Consider the following 16,405-nt stretch of genomic DNA (forward strand, 5'->3'; position numbering starts at 1 on the left):
TCCAAGCCGCTGTTTATGGAACCGATTTTGCATGTGTTCCGAGAGGAACCAATTGTTCCCTTCGCTCTTTTGCTAGTAGTCATCTTGACCGTGCCCATCCTTTTTGAGCGGCTGCGACTGCCAGGACTGGTTGGTTTGCTGGTAGCGGGAGTGGTTCTTGGGCCTAATGGGTTGCAGCTGCTTCAGAAAGAATCAGAGACGATGAAGCTGCTATCAGATATCGGGTTAGTTTACCTGATGTTTGTGGCAGGGCTAGAAGTTGACATTGAGCAGTTCCGCAAAACGAAGCATCGCTCTGCCGGTTTTGGCACGTTTACCTTTTTAGTGCCCCTAATTATGGGAACAATCGTGGGGCGTGTATTCAACTTTGACTGGAACGCTTCAATTTTGATTGGCTCTCTGTTTGCCTCCCATACCCTCTTGGCTTACCCGATTGTGAGCCGTCTTGGCGTAGTAGGGAACGAAGCCGTCACGGTGACAATTGGAGCGACCATCTTCACTGACGTTGGCGCTCTACTGGTATTGGCTGTTTGTGTGGGAATTCATGGGGGTGACTTCACGGTTGTGAAGCTACTCACCCTTTTTGGTTCTTTGATTGTCTACTCTGCCGTCATTTTGTTTGGCTTTGACTGGGCGGGTCGAGAGTTTTTCCGGCGCACTGGGCAAGAAGAAGGCAATCAATTTTTATTTGTACTCTTGGCACTATTTCTCGCATCGTTGGGTGCCCAGCTAATCGGTGTGGAAAAAATTGTCGGAGCTTTCCTTGCCGGTCTGGCGGTGAATGATGTTGTGGGGGAAGGGCAAGTAAAAGAAAAGGTGGTTTTTGTCGGAAGCGTCCTGTTTATCCCCATTTTCTTTGTGGATATGGGGCTACTGATTGATATCCCAGCATTTATTAAAACGCTCAGTTCTATCTGGCTGACGCTAGCGATTGTAGTGGGTTTGATTGGTAGTAAGTTTTTAGCGGCTCTGTTGGCTAAATTTGTCTACCGCTACAACTGGCGCGAGATGCTCGTGATGTGGTCGCTGTCGCTGCCCCAGGTTGCGGCAACGCTGGCTGCTACTCTCGTCGGCTACCGGGTTGGACTACTAACGGAAGAGGTTTTAAACAGCGTTATTGTCTTAATGCTGGTGACGGCAACGCTAGGACCGTTGATTACCAGTCAGTTCGCACCCGGATTAATCGTAACGGAAGCTGAGCCACTAGAGAGCGATAAAACTCGACTGGATGGGGAAAAGGCATCGGCAAGCCATCCTTTTACAGTAGTTGTACCCGTCTACAATCCGCAAACTGAGAAGTATTTGATGGAAATGGCAGCGCTATTGGCGCGGCATGAAGCTGGACGAATTGTGCCTTTAGCGATTACGACAACCAATGCTCAGATGGACGCACCGCAGATGGAAGCTGCGTTCCAACGCAGTGAGATGCTACTTGAGCGAGCCACGGAACTGGCTGGGGAACTGGGTGTGAAAACCGAGCCGTTGCTGCGCCTAGATGACGACATTGCTCGCGGAATTAGCCGCGCTAGCCGCGAACAAAAAGCGAGTTTAATTGTGATGGGCTGGGGCAAACGGACGGGCTTCAGGGCGCGTTTGTTTGGCAATGTGATTGATAGCGTGCTGTGGGCGTCCCATTGTCCAGTTGTGGTGACACGCCTCTTGGATTCACCTATGAATTTTCACCGCATTTTGGTGCCGGTGGAAAACTTGACGGGGCAAGGGACGCAACCGTTACGGTTTGCGAAAATTCTAGCCGATTCCAATCAAGCTCAGGTAACGTTGTTACACGTCTGCAATGCTAGAACTTCGGCTGCTAAGGTAGCGTGGACGCGATCGCAACTGTCTCTTTTAGCCTCGAAGTGGGCACCGGAGACGAACTTTGAGATTGAAGTGATTAAGCATGAGAATGTGGCGCAAGCGATTCTCAATACAGCTCGTTCGTTTGATTTGATTGTCTTGCGATCGCTACGATACCGCACTGCGGGCGGTCTGGAAGTTAGCGATATCACTACCCAGCTGGTTCAGCATCTCACTTGCTCTGTGGTGCTGTTAGGGGAGCCGCAACGAACCACTACCGGCGTGCTTCTCCCCAAGCCGTCGCCAAGGGTTGCCAACGATAATGTCTTAACGTGAGTAATTCGTTTCTCACCTCTGCCCCACCCTTTCCTTGTAAGGGGTGGGGTTTGGGGTTTAGGGTTCTTATCTCAGATCCCAGAAGTATTGCCAAGGGTTGCAAACGTCCCCTGATGCGGCGTTCCCTCTAGTTACTGCCTCTCTTTTTTAGGTCTGCTTCTAAGGCTTCTAGTTGCTTCTTCTTCTGTTCGAGTTCTTGTTCTAAAGTTTGAATTTGTTCGCGACGCGCTTCCATTTCCAAATTTTTGCGAGCTAATTCCTGACTTTGTAAAGTAAGGTCTTGCCGCCAGTGTTCAGCACGTTCGGCTTCCTGCTGCAAAAAAGCGGGAGTAATACTACTTGTCAGGTACTGCTGCACTAAATCCAAAACCCAGTTTTTGGCTTCGTGAATACTTAGAATCTGCTGATTCTCGCCAAGGTCTGCCAGAACCAACAAACCTTCGCTTAAGGATGAAGTCTCAGGGGCGGGAATGACAGATTCCTTCTCCACCACTGCCCAGATATTGTCAGAGGTTTGCTCAGCTAGGATTCGCAATTCCAGATTGCCCGATGATTCATTTTTTTGCACTTCGGCAAAATATCGCATTGCTATTTTGTCTTTAAATTAATAAAACTGGGCACCCTAACTTTACGGGCGTATTCTACTTTAAACAACCCTTTTCTTCTTCCCCCGCAAGAAGGAGTGTGTAACCCAGAGTGGGATTCGTAGGGGCGAGATATCTTTGCCCCTACGCGATCGCTTCTACAGTCTTTTCTACAGTCGCGCCAGTCGTTCGCGCAGAATTTCTGCTTGCTTCTCGGCTTCGGCAAGGGCATCCCGCGCTCCCTTAACGACATCTACGGGGGCTTTATCAACAAATTTGGCATTGCTCAAACGTCCCGAAAGGGCTTTTGCTTCTGCTTCAACTTTGTTCAAATTTTTCTCTAACTTGGCACGCAGAGCATCCACATCGACGACACCAGCCAGGGGAATCGACACTTGCACCGTACCCACGACACCAGCGATCGCTTGTGGCGTATCCGCTTGTACGGTACTTGCCGGTTCTGGGGGAGAAACGGTGGATGGAGGATTCGTCGCACCAACTTGTTTGGCTTCTGAGACACGGGTTCCGAGAATTTGTTTTGCCACTGTTGCCACCGCAATTACACCAGTGCCCACTAAAAAGAGCAAGGGCAGCAACAGTAAAAATGGCAAGAAAATTGGGCTAATTTTAAAGTTGCCTTTTTCGTTGGCAGATACCGCCTGATTGGGTGTTTCGGCAGATGAAGGCGGCTGTTGTGTTTCGGCTGTCCCTGGGATGGTTAATTCTTCCACCTTCGCCAAGTCTTGAATATAAGACTGCCCAGCCAAGAGGATATGCCGTTCGCGATCGCTTTCAGTTTGCAAGATTGCTGACACCTTCACCCCAGGCTTAATATCTGCTTCTGCCCGTAAGTTGCGAATCGTCCGAATTGTGCCAATCAGCAGCTCAAATTGTTGCTCTAAATCCGGGTTAATGAGTGCTGGATCGGATTTGGGATAAGATTCCAACGCTAAGCTTTTGCCTTCATTCGCTTGAGTCAGCGTATGCCAAATTTCCTCGGTAATGTGCGGCATGAAAGGATGGAGTAATTTTAGAATTCCTTCCAGCACATAAGCGAGAGTTTGCTGAGCAACCAACCGCGAGGAAGCGGGGGCGTCTGGGCGCAGGCGAGGTTTGACCAGTTCAATGTACCAGTCGCAGAAATCGCCCCAAAAGAATTCATACAGTCCCTTAGCGGCTTCACCAAGACCATAGTTGTTGATGTAGTCGCCGGTTTGCTGCACTACTTGATGGTAGCGGGAGAGAATCCAGCGATCGCAGAGTTCTAAATCTCCTCCGTTACTTTTTGTTTCGCCCTCCCCGTTAACGGGGAGGGTTGGGGTGGGGTTCCCGAATTGTTGCGGTGTCTTGCCATCCAGATTCATCATCACAAACCGGGCAGCATTCCACAATTTGTTCGTGAAATTGCGGCTAGCTTCAACCGTTGCCGATTCATCGGTCTTGCGGTTGTACTCCATCCGGATATCTTGACCCGCCCCAGCCACTTCTTTAATTAAGGTGTAGCGCAGGGCATCGGTACCGTATTTGTCAATCAGCAACAACGGATCGATGCCATTGTTGGCAGATTTAGACATTTTCTTGCCGTTCTCATCCAGCACTAAGCCGTGGATGTAAACGTCCTGGAAAGGCATTTTCCCCGTAAAATGCCCCGCCATCATCGTCATTCTGGCAACCCAGAAGAAGATGATGTCAAAGCCGGTCACGAGGGTTGTGGTGGGATAGTAAGTTTTTAAATCCGGCGTTTCTTTAGGCCAACCTAGAGTCGAAAAAGGCCACAGACCGGAAGAGAACCAGGTATCGAGAACATCTGGATCTTGTTCTAGCTTGACATTTTCCCCGAATTGTGAAACTGCTTTCTCCCGTGCTTCTGCCTCAGTACGGGCGACAACAAACGGCGTTTCGTCGGTAATTGCGTCGCCGGTTTCACTCACTGCATACCAAGCCGGGATTTGATGTCCCCACCACAGTTGGCGAGAAATGCACCAATCTTTTAATTTCACTAGCCAGTCGCGATAAACCTTCGTCCATCGTTCTGGCACAAACTCCGGTGAATTCCGATCGTCTAGAAACCCTAGCGCCCGGTCAGCGAGAGGGCGAATTTTAACAAACCACTGAGTAGAGAGGAGGGGTTCAACGGGGACTTTCCCGCGATCGCTATAAGGAACCTTATGCTTATACTCCTCTACTTTCACCAGAACGCCGTCTGCTTCCAGTCGCTGCACCACATTTTTCCGGGCAACAAAGCGGTCTTGCCCCTGAAATTCTCCGGCATTTTCGTTTAAGGAGCCGTCCTTATTCATGATGTTGATAAACGGCAAAGAGTGACGCTGACCCATTTCAAAGTCATTGGGGTCATGGGCGGGTGTCACCTTCACGCAACCCGTCCCGAAAGCTGGATCGACCAATTCATCGCCAATAATCGGAATTTCTCGCCCCATAATGGGCAGCGTCAGCGTCTTCCCAATCAAATGCTTGTAGCGGTCATCGTTGGGATTCACCGCCACTGCTGTATCGCCCAGCATCGTTTCGGGGCGAGTTGTGGCTACTTCCACATAGCCGCTGCCATCGGTGAGGGGATAGCGGAAGTGCCACAAATGCCCGTTGACTTCTTGATTATCCACCTCCAAGTCAGATACGGCAGATTGACTCGCGGGACACCAGTTCACCAGATAATTGCCGCGATAAATCAGTCCTTCCTCATACATTTGGATAAAAGCTTCCAACACTGCTTTGGATAAGCCTTCATCCATCGTGAAGCGTTCCCGCGTCCAATCCACCGAGACGCCCAAACGCCGCAGCTGATTAACAATGGTTCCCTCTGATTCCGATTTCCACTGCCAAGCCCGTTCTAAAAACTTCTCGCGTCCCACCTCATGGCGAGTTTTTCCTTCTGCCTTCAGTTGTTTTTCCAGTACGGCGTTCACTGCGATACTGGCGTGGTCGGTTCCCGGTACCCACAGAGTGTTGCGTCCTTTCATCCGGTGGTAGCGCACGAGGGTGTCAATTAGGGAACTCTCAAAGGCGTGTCCCATGTGCAAGCTACCCGTGACGTTGGGTGGCGGAATCACGATGCAGTAAGGTTCGCCTGGATGATTCGGGTCGGCTTTGAAGACTTGGTTTTCTTCCCAGAACTTCTGCCACTTGGTTTCTGTCGTAGTGGGGTCGTATTGGCTGGCGAGGGCGGGGATTGTTGCGGTCATGCTGGGAAGAATAAATGAAGACGGCTTTACATAAATTTTGCCATACGGTAGGGAAGGGTATATGAGAACGAACCGCCAAGACGCCAAGGACGCCAAGAGAAGAGAGCCAAGTGAGGAGGTGGATAAACTTGCGTATGCTGTGATAGGTGCGGCGATGGAGGTGCATCGAGTGCTGGGGCCGGGATTTTTGGAGTCTGTGTATCAGGAGGCGTTAGAGGTAGAGTTTCGGTTGCGGGGAATATTTTCTAAACCTCAGAAAACGCTAGCTGTGACCTATAAAGGTCATCAAGTGGGTGAAGGCAGATTAGATTTTCTGGTTGGTGATGTCCTAATTGTTGAATTGAAAGCTGTTCAAAACCTAGATCCTATTCACCAAGCCCAAGTCCTCTCCTACCTTAAAATGACCAACTATCCCCTTGCCCTGCTCATCAACTTTAACGTCTCCCTCCTCAAAGACGGCATCCGCCGCATCGTTCTCTCTTCCTAACTCTCTCTGCGTCCTCTGCGTCCTTGGCGGTTCGTTAATCCCATGCCCCTTCAAAAAGCAGATGCAATCATTGGCTGTATACTTGGAACTGCTGTAGGTGACGCCATCGGACTCCCTTACGAAGGCTTATCTAAACAACGACAACATCGCCTTTATCCTCAAATAAACAGGCACCATTTCTTCTTTGGTAAAGGCATGGTCTCCGATGATACGGAACACACCTGCATGGTTGCCCAAGCTTTAATCGTTGCGGGTGGGGATGTCCAGATATTTGCGAAACAACTGGCTTGGAAATTGCGCTTCTGGTTACTGGGTCTGCCAGCAGGTATCGGATATGCTACCTTAAAAGCGATTTTGAGGCTATGGCTGGGATTTTCCCCCAATCGCGCTGGTGTTTTCTCTGCTGGAAATGGCCCCGCGATGAGAAGCGCCATTATTGGTGTCTGTTATGGGGACGACATCCAAAAATTACGCGAGTTCGTCAGAATATCCACCCACATCACCCATACCGATCCTAAAGCAGAATATGGGGCTTTGGCGGTAGCGATCGCATCCTATCTTTCAAGCCACCAATCCTCTGTTTCTCCCCAAAATTACTATCGCACTCTAGAAAAGATCCTAGGAGCAGAAGCTGGTGAATTCTTGCAGCTAATTAAAAAAGCTTGCGACAGTGCAGATGCCCAAGAAAGTACAGAATTCTTTACCGCTCACATGGGGTTGGGCACAGGCGTCACTGGCTATATTTATCACACAGTGCCAGTGGTGATTTATGTCTGGTTGAGACATCAGCAAGATTATCGAACCGCCATCCTAGAAATCATTCGTTGCGGCGGGGATACAGATACCACAGCGGCAATTTTAGGCGGAATTATCGGGGCATCTGTCGGCAAAGTCGGCATTCCCTCCCTGTGGCTTGATGGTCTTTGGGAAATGCCGAGAAATATTAATTGGATGGAAGTATTGGGAAGGAGATTAACTGAGGTGTCTGAGCAGGGTGTAAAACAACGAGCATTGTTTCTGCCCGTACCTAATCTTTTCCTGAGGAATCTGTTTTTCATGCTTGTGGTGATCTTGCATGGATTCCGTAGGTTATTACCACCCTATTGAGTAGGATTCACTCATTCCCCTAGTTTCAGCAAACCATGACGGACACCATAAAATAGCCGATTGAGCATGGTTTGTTCTTCTTCATCCAGCCAATCTTTAGTGAGCAGGACAGTTTGCAGCTGGTACTGGTTCACAGGAGTAATCCGGCGGGAGACGAATATCTGAGCAACTAGATCCTCGATAGTCACTTGGGTCGGAAAAAACTCAGCTGTCATGGTCAGATCAAGAATTTGATATCTCTACTCTCAGCTTTTTCCGAACCATCCCCAGTGATGCAAGCTAGAAAAAATTGTGACAACACCTTAAAAACTAAGTGATCCCGGTCATTTCTGGAGTCATGAGGAAGTGCTGTCTCAGATTTTCAAAAACCACTTTTGGCGATACATTGCGTACAGAATCGCCCACCAGAACAGCAATGTCACGATGGCAAACAATAAAGAGGCGTTTATCGCTCCTGCCCAAGACAGAAAGACATTCTCATAGATCCAGTTGTAAGTAGTTGGGGCGGTTTCGCCGGTTCCAACGTGGGTTTTAGCCAGGATTTTAATCAGCACAACTGAGGCGACGAACGCGAAGATAGCGTTTAACCCCATAACTTCAAACGGCTTTCCCCATCGACGGAACTTCCGCACTTCCATCAATTCATAACAAGCTGCCAGCAACAGCAACGCCCAACCAGTTGTGAAAAGCACAAAAGAACTCGTCCACAGTTTCTTGTTGATGGGAAACGTTAACCCCCACGCCCATCCAGCGACTAGGCAAGCAATGCCAAACAAGACCAAGCCGATACTGGTGCGTGACTGTACTGGTTGGGTGCGTATCCAGTCAACCGTAAAGTAGCCGGTGAGGACGGTGACAACTGCTGGAAGAGTGCTGAAAAGACCTTCAGGATCTCCCATTGAGTTGAAATTATCTCCCTTATACAGATGCGCTGTGCCAATAATCAGGCGGTCAATATAAGCGCCAAAATTCCCTTCCCTCGTTAAGACACCAGCTCCATAATCGGGAACCGGGATCAAAGACATCGCCATCCAGTACCCAATGAGTAGCAGTGCTGCGAGTACCCACTGTCCTTTGCGTGGCACGTTAAGAACTATCAGAGCAGCCACCAGGTAGGCAAGGCTAATCCGCTGCAAGACGCCCATGATGCGGATGGAGCTGAAGTCATAATTCCAGAAGCCGTTCAGCAGCAAACCAAGAATAAAAAGAATCGCCGCTCGGCGTAAAATTTGTCTATAAACATCGGCAGTAGGGCGGTTCCCTTCCGCGTATTTGGAAAGGGAAAAGGTCATTGCCCCGCCGACAATAAATAGAAAGAAGGGAAATACCAAGTCTGCCAAGGTGCAGCCGTGCCATTCTGCGTGTTCCAGGAAAGGATAAACTTGGTCGGCAACTCCCGCCTGATTAACTAAAATCATTCCCGCAATGGCAATACCTCGAAACACATCGAGCGAAGTCAAGCGCATAGTAGAGTTTCCAGAAGCAAGACATTAATAAATAACAGGGTGATAGGCATCACTCTATCGAACGAAGACGTTCATCTTGTCGCTTAGGGTAACATCACGGGGAAGGAAATCAAAATAATTCCCGATTAATTAAAGAGTTGTAGGAGCGTGATGCTAGCTCTAGCCGTTCAAGCTTATACTAGGGTCACGAAACTGCTCGATAAAATTTTGGTATCGCGAATTACTCGTACTGACCCGCAACAACGCCGCGCTTAGTTGTTGCAGGCTTTGCTGAAGGAAACCGAACATATTCTGAGGATAGAATACTTTACTGTGGTTGATATAGATTGATAATGATCAAAAATTAAGCAATTATTTTTTAGCATTTTATTTAGTTGATTTAAGTATGAGAATTTATAGGCTTACATTAAAATAGGATAAAATAAGTCTCATCCCGAAAATTATTTTTTGGTCGCATAAGTTAGATGAAAACAGAGAAATTCATGAAGATAGCCCTGGAAGAAGCAAAGCTAGGAGATGCTCCTTACGGTGCAGTAATTGTTAAAGACAATCAAGTAATTATTAAAGCGCACAATACTGTCGAAACGGATAATGACCCAACTGCCCATGCAGAAATTAACGCAATTCGGTGTTTAACAAAAGAAATAAAAAATCCTTCTTTAGAAGGTTATACCTTGTACACAACTTGCGAACCGTGCCCAATGTGTACAACAGCTTGTATATGGGCAGGGATATCTGAAATGATATTTGGAGCTTCCATTCAAGACTTAATTGAGGCTGGTGTTCCCCAGCTTGACTTATCTAGCGAAGAAATTATTAGGAAAGGGTCTAAGAAAATAAAAGTGACCAAAGGGCTTCTAAAAGAAGAAGCTCTACAATTATTCAATCATTCATGCGGCTAGGTTAATCGGGTAAAGACAGCTTAACAGAGGGGTAAAAAAATATTGTTGACACGCTTACCCACTGATGATAACCCTTGAAAACGAGGACTTTGAGTGGCTCGGTTCCTTCCTTTTTAAGCTTCCCTAGATCAGGGTAGTTTCATTTATTAAAAGAAAATTCTGTAACGTTAATCAAGCATATCAATTGGCAAACCCTCTTCTGTCCTTGCGAAGGTAAGAGAAGAGGGTTCGCTGTGGAAAATAAAGAAAAATTAAATGGGGTGGTTCCGTCTAGGAGGAAGCGTTTCCGAAGAACCGATATTTCTTTTAAAGTCAATTCGTATTTTCCCTGAAATAAAGATGTAAAAATTATTAAATTCACAATTTTATTAATTTGACTTTATTATAACTTTATTTAAATAAACGTATTCTGGTTTTAGTGAGCAAAGCATCTACAAAATAACAAGTTATGAAAAAGCTTTTGATGTTGGTAGCGATCGCGCTGTTTGTTCCATTCTTTGCCCAGCGCTCCGCAGCCGCCACGATACTTAAGGTGTCGCAAGAATCTAAACCCGGCTTGGGTGACTTTGATAGTAATATCTTGGGTTTTGTTGAAGCTTTCAGTACAAATAAAACAGCAGCCAATTACTACCAGTATAGCAAAGGTTATAATTCATCCTTTAGTAACCCAGCCCTGAGTTTAACGGCTAAGCAATCTCACCTTTTTTTTGTAGATGCTATTGATGGGCTGTCACTGTTCATCGTTCATTCTAAGCCGGGTAATCTAACAGGTGGAGCAGCTAAAATGAGCTTTAACTTGTTGGGAGATACGGCGGAATTAAAAATTGTTGACGATTTAGGTGAGGCAACTGCAAATTCCACTGGCAGCCTCTTTACTTCAAATCAGGGTTGGGGAGCTTGTTGCACTGATGGTTTAGCCATTGGTTCGCTTGACAGCAATTGGGAAATGTTAGTGAAATTCACTGCGCCGCCTAGAGAGTTGAACAGATGGCAAGTGTATTCTTCATCAACCTCGGCAAATATTTCACTCTCGATGCAAACAGGGCGTCGAGTAAAATTAAACGTTGCACCCGTATCTACACCCGAGCCTTCAAGCATGACTTCCTTAGTTTTTGCCGGGTTAGCACTGGCTGTGCATCGTCGCACTCAGGGCGGTATTTTGTAATGGATAATTTGTATTTTTTATCAGACTTCTAGGTATGGGGTTATCTTTATCTTTATACAGTCAGCAATGGTTTGGATTGATAAGGTTCTATAAGCTACAAAAAACGGGAGCATCCCGCTTTTGTAAAAAAGCCACAAACGGTCAATCAATTCTAGAGTTGCTCGATCGATCGCCAAACTTGCGAATGATACTCGATAAAGTTGGAAAAATTTTCCTTCAGTTTTGATGGGGCATCAAAAACTGGCATCTGGAGAGTCTTGGGAATACCCCCTCCCCCTGGATTTTGAGCTGCGACCGGATCGGCTAAGATATCAAGGCACACGTAAAGGGTAACAACGTGGGGAAACGCCGGTGCAAATCCGGGGCTGTGCGGCAGCTGTAAACGAGGTGACTCTCGGAAGCCAGAATGCCTACTTAGTACCTTCATACAGTCTAACTTCCTGCCTTGCACGGGAAAGGAGCAATCAAATTGATGCCTAGTATAAATTCAACCGATCTGATGGGACTGCAATCCCCTACTCCCCAGTCGATTCAATTGCCGCCGCTACCTTTGCGTCGTCCGTTGTTGATGGTTGGTCATGGCACCAAAGATGAGGATGGACGGCAGAGTCTTCTAGATTTTGCCGATGCGTATCAAGCGTTAGACCCGTCGCGTCCTGTTTTACCTTGTTTTCTAGAACTCACTACCCCCACGATACAGGAGGGGGTGGATCGCTGTGTAGAAGAGGGTTACACGGAACTCTCTGTATTGCCGATTTTGCTATTTGCAGCTCGACACAATAAGTTTGATGTTACGAATGAGTTAGACCGGGCAAGGGTTAGACATCCCCAGGTGAAGTTTTACTATGGGCGTCATTTTGGGATTACGCCAGGGATTTTGGATTTGTGGCGATCGCGTCTTTTGGAATTAGACCAACCCCAGTACAATCGCTCAGAAACGGTTCTGCTCTTTGTCGGTCGGGGTTCCAGCGATCCTGATGCGAACAGCGATGTTTATAAGCTTGCCCGGATTCTGTGGGAAGGTAGCGGCTACGCCACCGTTGAAACTTGCTTTATCGGCATTACCCATCCCCGTCTGGAAGAAGGGTTCCGCCGTGCTAGACTCTACGACCCAAAACGCATTATCGTCCTGCCGTACTTCCTATTTACCGGAGTCTTAGTTAAAAAGATTTTCGACATCACGGCGCAACAACAGGAGCAATACCCGGATATTTCCATGACTTGCCTACCAGAAATGGGCATTCACCCTCAGTTGTTGTCTGTATTAAGAGAACGAGAAATTGAGACGCAGTTGGGGCAAGTGCAAATGAATTGCGAAATGTGCAAATTCAGGATAGCAGCCAATAGCAACAGTAACGGGCACACTCCCGCCCACGATCATTCCCATCATGGACATGGGCATGGGCATGGGCATGGGCATGGTCACGATCATGCTCACCCTGCTGAAGATCCATACAGAAATGTAGAGCAATATCATCAAAAGATTTGGCAAGCGCCTTGAATATTTGATAAGTAGTCATTAGTCAGTTGTTATTAGTCATTGGTGTCACTCGCAAAGAACTTAGAACTAATGACTACTGACACCCAACTACTTCATTATCTAAAAACTGATGTCTAAAGAATTTGTAATTGGTGAGCGAGTCCGTGTGGTAACGTTGCCGCCGTACGTCAAAACAGCGGAACCGATGCCGATGCTGCGTCCTCCTGATGTGATTCAGCTTGGGGAAGAGGGGGTTGTTGTTGACCGGCGTCCAGGGGGATATTGGAGCGTCCGCTTTGCCAGAGGAGTTTTTTTGCTGGATAGCCAGTTTATAGAGTCTGTGCAGGCGATCGCTGATACCGAATCAGCGACAGAGGCAACTGATGTGCGATCGCACAATGTACTACCGGAGCAAAAATATATCGTTGATCCCAGCTGAGTCAGAGGCGATCGCGTGTCTTCAAAACGAGGCGTTCGCCTAGCGCTGACCTGTCAGTTCGCACCTCAACAATCGCTAACCCCGATTAAATTACTTCCGCTTTTTCTGGTTTTTCTTGCGTGACTCCTTGGACATCTTTTTTTTAGACTTGGCTTTGGGATCGCTCTTGCCAGGGCGAAAGCCTTTTGCTTCCTGAGAAATTGATGAACCCGTGAAGCCAGAATCGCTGACCCCCTTTCTTTGAAAGCTCTGGTTAAATTCTTTCTTCGGTAATTCTTCAGGCGACTTCAAGCCCAATCCCACCTGCACATCATCCCAGTCTCCTACCAAGAAACGATCCACGGTATCAGCAGCAAAGACACGCTCTATCAGCGGCGCGGACTCTACCGCCTTCAGATCGACCAGGGAACCTATGAGAAAGCTATTCAATTCTGAGCCGTTTTCTGCAAACGATTCCAGTTGATGGGTGAGAATCGCAACACACTCAGGACGAGCCTCAGGATGATCGATTGCAATGTCTTCCAGACAGTTAAGAGCCGTTGTGCGGGGGAATATCGCCTGAGAGGTATCCGCTAGATAAGCCGCCAGAGCCGGAATCGCGGCTTGCCCGATCATGCTATAGACTAATGGCAGTTCTTCGGCAATCCATTCCCAATAGTTGCTTTCCTCTTTCTCAAACAAGCCCATGAGCGGCTCAATGCCAGCCTCAGCGCGGAGTTGGCCCAATGCTCTCCAGGCATGAATGGGTGCCCAGGATTCGAGCGTGTCTTCATCATCCCGGTATAACTCGTTGTCTGTTGCCATGCGGATCAAGTTAGGAATGTCCGTGGGGGCAATACCGAGTTCCAGATAGTCAGGCCAATTGTCAAAGTCCATCTCGGCGCAATTGCCATAGGTGAGCAGCTGGTTTACTGGTGGTGGATAACTCTCTATGCTCATCTCAACCCCTTTGTTTTCATCTCGATTGCTTCTCCCTAGATTCACTTGAGCTTTGGCACCCTCAAGTCCTCATCTCTATCACGATACCGAGGATGAATCAATATAGATAATTAGTCGCGGGATAGCGAAGCAACGTTACTCTCAAGCGTGCTTCGCCTTCATTAATTCACCGCTACTAGGTGAAAAAGTGAGTTGGGAGGGGAAGATCCCCGGTCCGATCGCCCTCTTGTATTCTTTTCTCTGGCTTCTTCGCAGTTGGTTTAGTTCCTGTGCCTTTTTAGGGTGCGGATGATTGCCTCGCGCTAACTTCTAGAACTAAACGGTCTAGTGCAAGTTGCATCTGGGTACAAACTTTTTCATAGCAAGCATTCACATAAGCGCGATCGCTCGCTGCTGCACGACCATAGCGTTCAAACACAATCGGGGCAAGGACACGAGTATGAATTTGCACTGGCAGCGGAAAATTCGGGATCGGGCCAATTGCCACTCCCCAAGGCAACCCTAAATAAAGTGGAAATACACCCGTTTCAGCATCTAACTTCCAGGGAAAGCCCCATTCATGCAGTTGTCGCACTTGCTGGTAGAAATCTGCTAGAACAATCAGCGTCTCGTGGGCACCATGAGAAATAATCGGTACAATTGGCGCTTCTTCCCGCAGTGCCAGTTTGATAAATCCCTTACGCCCTGCTAGATGAATTTGATAACGCTGGTTGTAAGGACGAAACATATCTTCAGCCCCGCCAGGATAGACGAGTACGGCAGCACATCGCTGGAGGGCAGCGATCGCTACTTTCGGATGAGCGATCAGTGCCCCTACCTGGGCAGCGGGCACCGCGAAAATAGGAGTTTTCCAAGCAGACGGATGCATGAGTCCATAAGCTAAGCGTTCGTAGCCAAACCGGCGGAACCAGTCATACAAAAACATCGAAGTATCGGGCGAAGCCAAACCTCCATTATGGGAACCGACAACCAGCACCTTCCCTTCGGGGGGCATATGATGCCAGCCATCCGTTTGAACCCGAAAATAGTGGCGGTAGAACCATTCCCATACCGGCATCCATGCTTTAATCGCACCGAGATTTCGCTCTTCTAGCGACCAACCATCAAACTGATGACCAGCGGTTTTGCCGTCACTGCCTCTGCTACCCGTAGAAACATTAATATTGTCAAACAATGGTTCTTAACCACCCGAAACTCATAAATTGCGTTCTTTAGGATAATCTGCTGCCGAGTCTATTGGCAAACATTTTCCCTTTTTCTAGCGATCGTTTCCCAATCTTTTTCGGTTAAGGCTCGATCCCCAAACCCTGATTAACAAAAGGGGCAAATTTCCTCCCTTTTAAGGGGCTAGGGAAGGGATTTCTAAGGAGCGAACACCACTAAGGGGACGTATTGCATTACTTGCGCTCTCAGTTTACCTATCTTGCCCTCATTTCTACCTTTTGTGTTGTTTGCGCCTGGAGTGGTTCATTTCTTTTCTGGAATTACTAAGTCTGCAATTAAAGGTCGGTGATCTGAACCAACATTCGGCCCAGTGCGAATATTCTTGACTTTAATTTCTGGACTGATTAAACAATGATCGATAGGAATGGATAAAGCAAAAGAGAAAGGTGGGAGAGTTTGAGAATAAGAAGCTTTCATAGGCCAACTCGGTAGAATTCCAAATCCTTTCTGGGCATTATGCAGCCCAGTTTTATTGATAAATCTTTTGTAATAAGGAGACCACATAGTTATATTTAAATCCCCAACCATTACAACTGGGGTTTTCAATTTTTGTATATATTGGCTGATTTTGTCTAGCTGTTGATTCCGAGAATGAAAGAAGGTAGGTTTGACGGGCGGTAGCGGATGAGTGGCAATCAGGGTAATCAATTGTCCGTTCATCGTAAAGTTGCCAACAATACTATTATTTTTATCTGTCCCAAAAAGATTGATAGAAGCGTTGGTGAGAGGCTGCTTACTATAAACGGCGATACCTAGATTATAAGGATTAGGTTTTTTAATGGAGTAGGGAAGAATATCAAGAAGAGAATCTAATTGTTTTATCCAAGCGTCGTTAACTTCTAAAAAGACAGCAATTTCTGGTTTTTCTTTTCTAACGACAGATAATATTTTTGAATAGCTTTTATTTTGCGTATTCAGATTTGAGCTTAAAATTCGGATAGATTCAATATTATTTCCCGGTTTTGGCGATAGAGAAATATACCAAGGGAGTATCTCTGCCAAAAGTAGAGAAATACAAAATAGGCTAATCAAGATTAAGAGTTTTTTGCGAGTCAGTAAGAGTAAGGCAAATAACACTAACCCTACAATAAGATATTGCAGTTTAAAGTGAGAAAGCTGTTCTAAAAAGATATTCCAGCCAACTAAGCTAAGCAAAGAAAGCAGCGTTATCCCCAAAATCCCCAAGAATAATAAATAGGGAATTACCTTGATGAAGAGATGGTTGTGGGAATTTTTATTCAGCGATCGCATACACGGTATCACCAGCGCTTCCCTTGAG

At 47.1% G+C, this 16,405-nt stretch carries 14 protein-coding genes and 1 riboswitch; of the genes, 7 read left to right on the forward strand and 7 right to left on the reverse strand.

Going from position 1 to position 16,405, the window contains the following annotated elements; all coding sequences use genetic code 11:
- Positions 1–15 precede the first annotated feature (15 nt).
- Entirely contained in the window at positions 16–2,133 is a 2,118-nt protein-coding gene (locus tag NDA03_RS20265) for a cation:proton antiporter (protein ID WP_348238984.1), read from the forward strand.
- Positions 2,134–2,260: 127 nt separating this feature from the next.
- Here NDA03_RS20265 and NDA03_RS20270 read toward each other — a convergent pair whose 3' ends face one another.
- Together NDA03_RS20270 and NDA03_RS20275 are read right to left on the reverse strand one after the other, a co-directional pair.
- Entirely contained in the window at positions 2,261–2,719 is a 459-nt protein-coding gene (locus tag NDA03_RS20270; RefSeq protein ID WP_348238964.1) for a hypothetical protein, read from the reverse strand.
- Positions 2,720–2,887: 168 nt separating this feature from the next.
- Positions 2,888–5,917, reverse strand: a complete 3,030-nt coding sequence (locus NDA03_RS20275) for a valine--tRNA ligase (protein ID WP_348238965.1) — start codon at positions 5,915–5,917, stop codon at positions 2,888–2,890.
- 61 nt (positions 5,918–5,978) lie between these two features.
- On the opposite strand from NDA03_RS20275, the gene NDA03_RS20280 reads away from it, so the two are divergent.
- Entirely contained in the window at positions 5,979–6,404 is a 426-nt protein-coding gene (locus NDA03_RS20280; RefSeq protein ID WP_190411688.1) for a GxxExxY protein, read from the forward strand.
- 42 nt (positions 6,405–6,446) lie between these two features.
- Positions 6,447–7,511 carry an ADP-ribosylglycohydrolase family protein gene (locus NDA03_RS20285; protein ID WP_348238966.1) on the forward strand — a complete coding sequence of 355 codons (1,065 nt, stop codon included), beginning with the start codon at positions 6,447–6,449 and terminating at the stop codon, positions 7,509–7,511.
- 11 nt (positions 7,512–7,522) lie between these two features.
- On the opposite strand, the gene NDA03_RS20290 is transcribed toward NDA03_RS20285, so the two are convergent.
- Positions 7,523–7,726, reverse strand: a complete 204-nt coding sequence (locus NDA03_RS20290) for a hypothetical protein (protein WP_190411686.1) — start codon at positions 7,724–7,726, stop codon at positions 7,523–7,525.
- A 138-nt stretch (positions 7,727–7,864) separates the two neighbouring features.
- Positions 7,865–8,977, reverse strand: coding sequence for an acyltransferase family protein (locus NDA03_RS20295; protein ID WP_348238967.1), 1,113 nt, complete (start codon positions 8,975–8,977; stop codon positions 7,865–7,867).
- A 464-nt stretch (positions 8,978–9,441) separates the two neighbouring features.
- Here NDA03_RS20295 and NDA03_RS20300 point away from each other — a divergent pair, with 464 nt between their 5' ends.
- The 4 genes from NDA03_RS20300 (at position 9,442) to sipA (ending at position 12,963) form a co-directional block, all read left to right on the forward strand.
- Positions 9,442–9,879, forward strand: a complete 438-nt coding sequence (locus NDA03_RS20300; RefSeq protein ID WP_348238968.1) for a nucleoside deaminase — start codon at positions 9,442–9,444, stop codon at positions 9,877–9,879.
- 448 nt (positions 9,880–10,327) lie between these two features.
- Positions 10,328–11,044 (forward strand): hypothetical protein, encoded by a 717-nt coding sequence (locus tag NDA03_RS20305; protein ID WP_348238969.1) that lies wholly within the window; start codon positions 10,328–10,330, stop codon positions 11,042–11,044.
- Between the two features lie 297 nt (positions 11,045–11,341).
- Positions 11,342–11,477: riboswitch (cobalamin riboswitch) on the forward strand.
- 39 nt (positions 11,478–11,516) lie between these two features.
- Positions 11,517–12,545 (forward strand): sirohydrochlorin chelatase, encoded by a 1,029-nt coding sequence (locus NDA03_RS20310; RefSeq protein WP_348238970.1) that lies wholly within the window; start codon positions 11,517–11,519, stop codon positions 12,543–12,545.
- 109 nt (positions 12,546–12,654) lie between these two features.
- Positions 12,655–12,963, forward strand: a complete 309-nt coding sequence (gene sipA, locus NDA03_RS20315; protein ID WP_190432374.1) for a regulatory protein SipA — start codon at positions 12,655–12,657, stop codon at positions 12,961–12,963.
- A 90-nt stretch (positions 12,964–13,053) separates the two neighbouring features.
- Here sipA and NDA03_RS20320 read toward each other — a convergent pair whose 3' ends face one another.
- The 3 genes from NDA03_RS20320 to NDA03_RS20330 all read right to left on the reverse strand — a co-directional run bounded on the left by NDA03_RS20320 (position 13,054) and on the right by NDA03_RS20330 (position 16,377).
- Entirely contained in the window at positions 13,054–13,902 is an 849-nt protein-coding gene (locus tag NDA03_RS20320; protein WP_190411679.1) for a hypothetical protein, read from the reverse strand.
- Between the two features lie 277 nt (positions 13,903–14,179).
- Positions 14,180–15,076: a lysophospholipid acyltransferase family protein gene (locus NDA03_RS20325; RefSeq protein ID WP_348238971.1), complete on the reverse strand. Its 897-nt coding sequence runs from the start codon at positions 15,074–15,076 to the stop codon at positions 14,180–14,182.
- Between the two features lie 293 nt (positions 15,077–15,369).
- The gene (locus NDA03_RS20330; RefSeq protein WP_348238972.1) at positions 15,370–16,377 is read right to left on the reverse strand and encodes an endonuclease/exonuclease/phosphatase family protein; all 1,008 of its coding nucleotides are present in this window, start codon (positions 16,375–16,377) and stop codon (positions 15,370–15,372) included.
- Between the last annotated feature and the right edge of the window lie 28 nt (positions 16,378–16,405).

This window comes from Trichocoleus sp. Lan (assembly GCF_039961855.1).
GTDB lineage: Bacteria > Cyanobacteriota > Cyanobacteriia > Cyanobacteriales > FACHB-T130 > FACHB-T130.